General features: G+C 56.7%; 9 protein-coding genes. 7 read left to right on the top strand and 2 right to left on the bottom strand.

The genetic code is table 11. The features are described 5' to 3' along the window. The first annotated feature begins 123 nt into the window (after positions 1-123). The 7 genes from ACTOZL_RS04520 to ACTOZL_RS04490 all read left to right on the top strand — a co-directional run bounded on the left by ACTOZL_RS04520 (position 124) and on the right by ACTOZL_RS04490 (position 7,431). A complete protein-coding gene (locus ACTOZL_RS04520) occupies positions 124-990 on the top strand; it encodes an energy-coupling factor transporter ATPase (protein WP_482476917.1) in 867 nt (288 codons plus the stop codon). After that, the gene (locus tag ACTOZL_RS04515; RefSeq protein ID WP_482476915.1) at positions 991-1,797 is read left to right on the top strand and encodes an energy-coupling factor transporter transmembrane component T family protein; all 807 of its coding nucleotides are present in this window, start codon (positions 991-993) and stop codon (positions 1,795-1,797) included. A gap of 9 nt (positions 1,798-1,806) precedes the next feature. After that, positions 1,807-2,559: a tRNA pseudouridine(38-40) synthase TruA gene (gene truA, locus ACTOZL_RS04510; protein ID WP_482476913.1), complete on the top strand. Its 753-nt coding sequence runs from the start codon at positions 1,807-1,809 to the stop codon at positions 2,557-2,559. 31 nt (positions 2,560-2,590) lie between these two features. Further along, positions 2,591-3,754 (top strand): DUF5711 family protein, encoded by a 1,164-nt coding sequence (locus tag ACTOZL_RS04505; protein ID WP_482476911.1) that lies wholly within the window; start codon positions 2,591-2,593, stop codon positions 3,752-3,754. Beyond that, positions 3,751-4,389 (top strand): CvpA family protein, encoded by a 639-nt coding sequence (locus tag ACTOZL_RS04500; protein ID WP_482476909.1) that lies wholly within the window; start codon positions 3,751-3,753, stop codon positions 4,387-4,389. The genes ACTOZL_RS04505 and ACTOZL_RS04500 overlap by 4 nt, the downstream gene beginning before the upstream one ends. 113 nt (positions 4,390-4,502) lie before the next feature. Further along, positions 4,503-6,878, top strand: coding sequence for an ATP-dependent Clp protease ATP-binding subunit (locus ACTOZL_RS04495; protein WP_482476907.1), 2,376 nt, complete (start codon positions 4,503-4,505; stop codon positions 6,876-6,878). Between the two features lie 28 nt (positions 6,879-6,906). Next, positions 6,907-7,431 (top strand): Uma2 family endonuclease, encoded by a 525-nt coding sequence (locus ACTOZL_RS04490; protein WP_482476905.1) that lies wholly within the window; start codon positions 6,907-6,909, stop codon positions 7,429-7,431. A gap of 117 nt (positions 7,432-7,548) precedes the next feature. On the opposite strand, the gene ACTOZL_RS04485 is transcribed toward ACTOZL_RS04490, so the two are convergent. Then, positions 7,549-8,418 carry a DegV family protein gene (locus ACTOZL_RS04485; RefSeq protein ID WP_482476903.1) on the bottom strand — a complete coding sequence of 290 codons (870 nt, stop codon included), beginning with the start codon at positions 8,416-8,418 and terminating at the stop codon, positions 7,549-7,551. Between the two features lie 22 nt (positions 8,419-8,440). Then, on the bottom strand, positions 8,441-8,971 hold a 531-nt coding region (gene trhA, locus ACTOZL_RS04480; RefSeq protein WP_482476901.1), incomplete at its 5' end, for a PAQR family membrane homeostasis protein TrhA.

Below are 8,971 nucleotides of genomic sequence, written 5' to 3'. Positions count from 1 at the left end.
GAACTAAAGCAAGAGGGATTCTCCGTTCCCCTGGACGCCATCAGCGACGAGGAATGCGCCGCCATACTGGCGGAACTCCTGGGCTGACGCCCCCCCATTTGATATGAGATGAGGAATGCCCCTGTGGAAGCTATCATTGAACTGAAACATCTGACCCATATCTACAGCCCCAACACCCCCTTTCAGCAGACAGCCCTGGATAACATCGACCTCAGCGTCTACCAGGGGGAGTGTTTGGGGATCATTGGCCGTACCGGTTCTGGCAAATCCACCCTTATCCAGCACCTCAACGGCTTAATCAAGCCCACCCAAGGGCAGGTCCTTTTCCAGGGGCAGGATATTTGGCACAACAAGGCCCTCACCCACAGCATCCGCTTCCAGGTTGGGCTGGTGTTCCAGTACCCGGAATACCAGCTTTTTGAGGAAACCGTCTACCGGGACATCGCCTACGGCCCCAGGAATATGAAGTTGGAGGAGGCAGAGGTAGACCGGCGGGTTCGGGCCGCCGCGGAGTTTGCAAAGCTCCCCACCTCCGTGCTGGAACGCTCCCCCTTCGCCCTCTCTGGTGGGCAGAAGCGCCGGGTGGCCATTGCCGGGGTCATTGCCATGGAGCCCAAGGTCCTGGTCCTGGACGAGCCCACTGCTGGGCTGGACCCCATCGGCGCCCAGGAGATTTTAGAGAATATTGAGTCCTACCGCAAGGCCCAACATGCCACCATCATTCTGGTGAGCCACTCCATGGAGGATGTGGCCCACTACGCCCACCGCTTGGCCGTGGTCAGCTTTGGGAAGCTCCCCTATGTGGGCACCCCACAAGAGGTCTTTTCCCACGGGCCACAGTTGGAGGCATTGGGGCTTTCGGTCCCTGCCATGAACCGGGTGTTCTCTAGAGCCCGTGCCTTGGGTGCTCAGCTGCCCCCCCACGTCTATACAGTAGAACAGGCCAAAACTGCCTTCCTAGAGGCTTATCGGAACAAGGAGGGCATATAAATGGCATTGAAAGATATCACCCTGGGGCAATACTTCCCAGGAAACTCCATCCTCCACCGGCTGGACCCCCGGACGAAACTTCTGTTCACCCTGCTTTTTATCGTCTCCATCTTCCTGTGTAAATTTGTGGTCTCCTATGGGCTGCTGGTGGTGCTGGTGCTGCTCCTGATCGCCGTCTCCCGCATCCAAGGCAAGGCTTTCCTCAAGGGTCTGAAGCCTGTACTGTTCATCGTGGCCTTCACCGCCATCTTGAACCTGTTTTATACCTCCGGTACGGTGCTGTGGCAGTTTGGCATTTTCAAAATCACCCAGGAGGGCATTTGGAAGGCCATCTTCATGATGCTGCGTATCCTCCTGCTCATCGCCTGTACCCTGCTCTTGACTTACACCACCTCCCCCATCCTTCTCACCGACGGCCTGGAACGGCTGCTGCGGCCCTTGAAGAAGGTTGGCTTTCCCGTTCATGAGCTCTCCATGATGATGAGCATCGCCCTGCGCTTCATCCCCACCCTCATCCAGGAGACGGACAAGATCATCTCCGCCCAGAAGGCCCGGGGGGCAGATTTCGACTCCGGGAACCTTATCCAAAAAGCCAAAGCGCTGATTCCCATTCTGGTGCCCCTATTCATCTCCTCCTTCCGCCGGGCAGAGGAGTTGGCCACCGCTATGGAATGCCGTTGCTACCACGGAGACGAGGGACGCACCTCCCTGCGCCAGCTCTCCTTCCACAGCCGGGACGTCATCTTTTTGATCTTCAGCATTCTGATCTGCGCCGCAGTCTGTGTGCTGCGCTATTTCGGCCTGTAAGGAGGCACTATGCGGAACATTGCTCTCACCCTCATGTACGATGGTACGAACTATCATGGCTGGCAGGTTCAAAAGCGGGATGTCACCGTGGCGGAAACCCTGGAAAAGGCCCTGGCGGCGGTGCTGGGCCACCCAGTGAAGTGTACCGGTGCCGGGCGGACCGATGCCGGGGTTCACGCGGAGGTCTACGTTGCCAACTTCCGGACGGCCTCCTCCATCCCCTGTGACCGGCTCCCCCTGGCAGTCAATTCCCGCCTGCCAGGAGACATTGTGGTCACCAAGGCCACCCAAGTCCCGGAGGACTTTAACGCCATTGGAAGCTGTATTCAAAAGGAATACACCTACCGCATCTACAATTCCCGCATCCGCAACGCCTTCCTGGTGAACCGGGTGTGGTTTTATCCCAAGAAATTGAACGCAGATGTGATGCAGGCGGCAGCCAGCCATTTCGTTGGCACCCACGACTTCGCCTGTGTCCGCTCTGTGGGTACCGAGACGAAAACCACCGTGCGTACCGTCCACTATTTTGAGATCACCCAGGAGGGGCCTATGATCTCCTGCCGGGTGTGCGCCGACGGCTTTCTCTACAACATGGTCCGGGCCATGGTGGGCACCTGTGTTTACGCCTCTGAGGGGAAGCTCTCCCCTGAGGATATCCCCGCTCTTTTGGCAGGGAAAAACCGCACCGCCGCCGGTCCCACCGCACCGCCCCAAGGCTTGTACATGACAAAACTTTGGTATCCCATCCCAGGGCTACCTTGATGCTTCGCTTCTCACCTGTATGGAGGTCATCATGCGCAAATTGCTCACCTTACAACGTACCCTCACCCGCAAACAGCGCGTGATCCTTTTGCTTGCGGTCGCCGCTATTGTGTTGGTGCTGCTCTTCGCCGCAGTCTTTGGGGATCGTATCTCCTTTGCCCTGCGGCAGTTGACCCGCACCCAGGCAGAGGATTTCCCCCACAACGCCCAATCCAACAGCCTCTTTCTGGGGCTGGGCAACAATTTGCTCATCAGTACATCCTCCCAAATCCAAGTCTATTCCCCTTCCGGTTCTGCTAAACTGAAAGAAACGGTCTCCATGAACGCCCCCGCCATGAATGCCGCTGGCAACTATGCCGTGGTTTACGACGTGGGGGGGCAGCAGTTGGCGGTGGTGAAGGATGATGTCCTGGTCCACTCCCTGGAACTGCCCACAGAGGAGGCCATCCTCTGTGCCACCATCAACAGTTCTGGTTGGGTTGCAGTTACCAGCAAGGTCAGCGGCTACAAGGGTGTGGTCACGGTCTATGATACCTCCATGGATGCTGTGCAGTCTATCCGGCTCTCTAGCCGCTACATCTCCGACGCCGTGGTGACCCCGGACTGCCGGGGGGTCTATCTCATTTCCCCTGGCCAACTAAATGGCGGGTTTGAAAACACCCTACTCTACTACACCTTCTCCTCCCGGGATTACGCCACCCGAGAGGTCTCCCTAGGCTCCAATGTGGTGCTGTCCATCCTCAGCGACGGAAAGTGTTGGATCTTAGGAGACCAAAGCCTCATGATTCTGGATTCCAGTGGGGTTATGGAGGACTCCTATGACTACTCCTCCCAATACTTAAAGATGGGCACCCTCCAAGGCAGCGGCTTTGCCACCCTCTTCCTCTCCCGTTCCGCCTCTGGCAGCTCTGGAACCCTTGTCACTGTGGACAGCCACGGGGACGAGATTGGGAGGCTCTATATCCAAGGCCAGGCCTTGGCTCTGGCCGCCCGCGGCCAGGATATCGCCCTTCTCACCACTGGGGATGTCTACACCACCACCCGAAAGCTGGAAAACTACCGTACCCTGGCCAATCAGATGGGTATTCGCAACCTGGCCATCTATCAAGACGGCGGTGTCGCACTAATCGGCAGTACATCGGTGAGCCTCTACTACCCCTCCGGCTCCCGGATGGACAATGAGGAGGACACATGACCATGACCCTTTCCCTGCTCCTGGACCTGGCCGTCCTCATTATCCTGTTGTATTGTGTCATCACCGGCGTGCGGCGGGGCTTCGTCCTCACCCTCTGTTCCCTGATTGCCGTGCTGGTAGCTCTGTCTGGTGGATGGTATCTCTCCACCCACTACGCCTACCTCCTTCAGGAAAAGCTAGAACCTGTCCTGGTGGAAAAACTATTGTCCACCCAGGAAAGCGGCCAAGCCGGCAGCAACCAGGACACTGCCTCCCTTTTAGAAAACTATCCCCAGTCTATCCAGGAGCGCCTGTCCAGTCAGGTGGAGAATTTCCAGGTGGCCACCGCCCAAGAGATTGCCGCCTCTCTGGCCTCCCTGCTGTCCCAATCCATCTGCTTCCTGCTGGGCTTTGCATGTATCCTTTTGCTATGGAATATCCTCTCCCATGCCCTGAACCTGGTGGCAAAGCTACCAGTGCTGCGGCAGCTCAACCACATGCTGGGCGGGATAGCAGGCCTGCTCAAGGGCATCCTGATTCTACTGGTGGCCCGTTGGGCCCTGTATGACCTTCTGGGATGGATTCCCGCTGACGTGGTGCAGGAGAGCTACTTTCTCCCTTTGCTCACAGTCCCGCCCTTCTTCTCCCTCTTTTAACCCATTCATTCACATCCAATTCACAAAGCCGTGATATGATGCTTCACAATGCTTTTCTCCCCCAGCAAGTCAATATTCATCAGAATTTCTGATTCCTCAAGGAGTGATCGCCTATGCAGCCAACTCTGTGCAGCCGATGCAAAAAAAATGTGGCCGTGATCTTTATCACTCGGCTGGATAACAACGGCCAGAGCAGCCGAAACGAGGGGCTTTGCCTCAAATGTGCCAGGGAATTGAACATCCGCCCTGTCACAGATATGATCGAAAAGATGGGTCTGAGCGATGAGGACTTAGAGGGCCTCACCACCGAGATGATGTCTGCCTTTGACGGCGCGGAAAGCTTGGAGGGCCTTGTAAACAACCTCTCCAACGCCATGGACCCCAACAGTAGCGACGAAGACGACGAGGAGGAAGAGGGCCGCACTGCCACCTTCCCTTTCCTCAACAAGCTCATCGGCAACATGGGCACCAGCGGCGAGGCGGAGAAGGGGGACAACACCCCGGCAGAGCAACCGCCTCAGAATGGGGATTCCTCCCGTTCCTCCCGCGGGGAAAAGAGCGAGCGCAAGGCCCGCGCCAAGCGCAAGTTTTTGGAAAACCACTGTATCTCCCTCACCCGCAAAGCCGCCGAGGGCAAATTGGACCCCATGATCGGCCGGGAACAGGAGTTGGAGCGGGTCATCCAAATCTTGAACCGCCGCCAGAAAAACAACCCCTGCCTCATCGGTGAGCCCGGTGTGGGCAAGACTGCCATCGCTGAGGGCTTGGCTGCCAAAATCCACCAGGGCGACGTACCCTATAAGCTCAAGGACAAGGAGGTCTATCTGCTGGATTTGACCTCCCTGGTGGCCGGGACCCAGTTCCGTGGCCAGTTTGAGAGCCGGATGAAGGGCCTTATTGAGGAGGTCAAAAAACTGGGCAACATCATCCTGGTCATTGACGAGGTCCACAACCTGGTGGGGGCCGGGGATGCCGAGGGCTCCATGAATGCCGCCAACATCCTCAAGCCCGCCCTCTCCCGTGGGGAAATCCAGGTTATCGGCGCCACCACCTTGGTGGAGTACCGGAAATATATCGAAAAGGACTCCGCTTTGGAGCGGCGGTTCCAGCCAGTGATGGTCAACGAGCCCTCCATTGAGGACTCTGTTGCCATCATCAAGGGCGTGGCTCCCTACTATGAGGAGTTCCACCATGTACGCATCACCCCCGACATCGCCCGCCTGGCGGTGCTGATGTCGGAACGCTATATCACCGACCGCTTCCTGCCGGACAAGGCCATTGACCTTATCGACGAGGCCTGCTCTGACGTGAACCTGAAAAATAAAACCCTGGCCCGTTCCCAGGAGGTCCAGAAGGACCTGGACGACATCGCCGTAGAGCGGGAGGTCATGGTGGCCGACGCCAGTGAACAGGCCTATGAACGCCTGGCAGAGCTGCGCAGCAAGGAGCTCCAGCTCCTTCAGGAAAAGAAGGCCCTGGAAGAACAGGAAGCTCCCACCCTCACCCTGGAGAGCTTGGCCCGTGTGGTGGAGTTGTGGACCAAGATTCCTGCCAGCACCATCCAGGAGCAGGAATATGAGCGCTTGGCCAAGCTGGAAGAGCGGCTGAAGGATGCCATCATTGGCCAGGATGAGGCCATCACCGCTGTGGCGTCTGCCATCCGCCGAAACCGGGTTGGGGTGTCCTCTAAGCGCAAACCCGTGTCCTTTATCTTCGTGGGCTCCACTGGTGTGGGCAAAACCGAACTGGTCAAACGCCTGGCAGAGGACTTGTTCCACGCTCCGGAATCCCTCATCCGCCTAGACATGTCCGAGTTTATGGAGAAGCACAGCGTCTCCCGAATCATCGGCTCTCCCCCAGGCTATGTGGGCTACGATGAGGCGGGGCAGTTGACGGAAAAAATCCGCCGCAAGCCCTACGCCGTCATCCTCTTTGACGAGATCGAAAAGGCCCATCCAGATGTATTGAATATCCTCCTGCAAATCCTGGACGACGGGCACATCACCGATGCCCAAGGCCGGGTGGTAAACTTTGAGAATACCGTCATCGTCATGACCTCCAACGCTGGCAGCGACAGCAGTTCCGGCCCTCTGGGCTTTGGCAAGACCACCAACGAACAGAGCAAGGAAAAAGCCATGAAAGCCCTGCGGCAATTCCTACGTCCGGAGTTCATCAACCGGGTGGACGAAGTGGTCACCTTCAACCAGCTCTCCGAGGAAAACTTCCGTGCCATTGCCCAGATCATGTTGGTGGAGCTGCAAGGCGTCCTCCAAGATAAGGGTCTGACCTTCCAATGGGAGGACAGCGTATTGGAACAGCTGGTGAAGGACTCTTACTCTGCTGCCCAGGGCGCCAGAAACCTTCGGCGAACCATCCAGAAGCAGCTAGAAGACCCCATCGCCACCAAGATCATCGACAGCTATCTCCACCCTGTCACCGCACTGAAAGCAGTGGTGGAAGATGGGAAAATCAACATTCTGGCGCTTTGAGCTTTGATTTGAAAAAGGAGGGAACCCTATGACTGAAACCCGTGAACAAGAAGAATTGATCAACGGCATGCTTGTGGCCATGTCCCCGAGCCCATCTACCAACCATAATCGTGTGGCTTTTAACATTGCACGGTTATTTGCATCACTTTTGGAAGGTCAGTCCTGTGAAGTTTTCTCCGATGGATTAGACCTTTACCTAGATGACGACAACCGTTTCATCCCAGACATGATGGTGGTGTGTGACCCCAAGAAGGTGCATAACAACGGCATCCACGGGGCCCCTGACCTGGTGGTAGAGGTTCTCTCCCCTTCCACCGCCACCAACGACAAGGGAAAAAAGAAAGACGCCTACGAGCGCGCAGGCGTTTCAGAGTATTGGATTGTCAGTCCCACCGATAAGTTCATCGACGTCTTTCGCTTGGAAAACGGCAGCTTGCGATATGACAGAACCTATGCCCAATTCCCGGATTGGGCAGAAGGGGAACGGGACACCACCATAAAATTCAGGCACTTGGATATCCCCATTGCATCCATCTTTGCCCGTGTTCCCTAAGCGGCAAACACGATACACATAGGAAAAGAGGTCGAGGATACATCCCCGACCTCTTTTTATGTTGGAAATACTTCAAACAGCAAAGGATTCTGTTTTCCTGCTTTGCCTATTCCGGCCTCAACGCTTCGTCCCCACCGAAAACAGGGCCAGGGTTCCCTTGCCACTGTGGGAACCAATCACCGGGCCCACATAGCCGATGGTCACGGTGGGTACATGGCAGGCCTCCCGGACCATAGCGGCCAAGGTCTCCGCCTCTTCCAGACAGTCCCCATGGCTGATGTATACATGCTGGCCCTCCGGCTCCACCACAGTCGCTTTCATCCGCTCTACCAGCGCAGATAGGGACTTCTTCCGTCCCCGCACGGTATCCACCGGCACCAAGCGGCCCTGGTCATCCACGTGAAGCACCGGCTTGATATTCAGCAGAGCCCCGGCCACCGCCTTGCCTGCGGAAAGACGTCCGCCCCGGCGGAGCTGGCCCAAATCGTCCACAGTGAACCAGTGGCAAATCTTCAACTTGGTGTCCTGGACAAACTGGCAAACCTCTTGGATGCTCTTGCCTTTCCGCTTCTCCTGCACCGCCAAGTCCACCAACAACCCCTGGCCCAGGGAGGCGCAGAGGGTATCCACTGCCAGTAGGGTGGCGTCAGGGAACTCTTCCTGGAGCTCTTCCAGGGCAAGAGCCCCGGTCTGATAAGTGGCGCTGAGGGCAGAGGAGAACGCCAAGTACAACACATCCTTCCCCGCCTGCAAATGCGGACGGAAAGCCTCCTTAAATGCCTCAACATTGGGAGCGGAGGTTTGGGACATCTCCCCTTGGGATAAGCGCTGGTAGAACTCATGAATATCCGGGCCATCCCCCGGCTTATTCTGGAATTGCTCCCGGCCAAACTGGACATTCAGAGGCACCACGGTAAGCTCCAAAGCCTGCACCAGCTCCTGGGGCAGGTCACAGCAAGAATCGGTTGTGATCACATACTCTCTCATAGCGGACTCCTTATTAACAACATCAACAGCAGCAGTTGGTATATACAGTGAAAAATTGAAAGATGGTGCCCCCCAGCACGAAGAAGTGCCAAACCCCATGGCGGTAAAGTTTCTCCTTCTGCCGGTAGAAAATGATTCCCACCGTGTAGGAAAGTCCCCCCAGCAGCAACGCCGCAAAGCCCCAGGGGCTCAAGCCCCGGATCAGATGGGGGAACGCCAAGACCCCCATCCAGCCCATAACCACATATAGCACCAGGGAAAGCTTTTTGAAGCGGCGCAGACTGATGGCATTGAGTAAGATGCCCAACACAGCGCAGGCGGTGTTCACCGCCAAAAGCGTCCAGCCAAAGGCTCCGCCTACCGTCACCAGGCACACAGGGACATAGGTGCCCAGAATGAGGAGGAAAATGGAGCAGTGGTCCAACACCTGAAAAACCGCTTTCCCCTTGGAGACCGGCAGGGCATGGTAGAGACAGGAGACCAGATAGAGCAGGAACATAGACACGCCGAAAATCGTTACGCTGGCTATGTTCAGCACAGTTCCATAGGCTTT

The sequence above is a fragment of the Evtepia sp. genome (assembly GCF_056797215.1).
Note: the sequence above shows the minus strand (reverse complement) of the source record. Positions and strands in the feature narration are given on the sequence as shown.

Excerpts from the sequence above, each read along its gene's own strand:
- ACTOZL_RS04515 (WP_482476915.1), top strand. The coding sequence starts at position 991 with ATGGCATTGAAAGATATCACCCTGGGGCAATACTTCCCAGGAAACTCC.
- truA (WP_482476913.1), top strand. The coding sequence starts at position 1,807 with ATGCGGAACATTGCTCTCACCCTCATGTACGATGGTACGAACTATCAT.
- ACTOZL_RS04505 (WP_482476911.1), top strand. The coding sequence starts at position 2,591 with ATGCGCAAATTGCTCACCTTACAACGTACCCTCACCCGCAAACAGCGC.
- ACTOZL_RS04500 (WP_482476909.1), top strand. The coding sequence starts at position 3,751 with ATGACCATGACCCTTTCCCTGCTCCTGGACCTGGCCGTCCTCATTATC.
- ACTOZL_RS04495 (WP_482476907.1), top strand. The coding sequence starts at position 4,503 with ATGCAGCCAACTCTGTGCAGCCGATGCAAAAAAAATGTGGCCGTGATC.
- ACTOZL_RS04490 (WP_482476905.1), top strand. The coding sequence starts at position 6,907 with ATGACTGAAACCCGTGAACAAGAAGAATTGATCAACGGCATGCTTGTG.
- ACTOZL_RS04485 (WP_482476903.1), bottom strand. The coding sequence starts at position 8,418 with ATGAGAGAGTATGTGATCACAACCGATTCTTGCTGTGACCTGCCCCAG.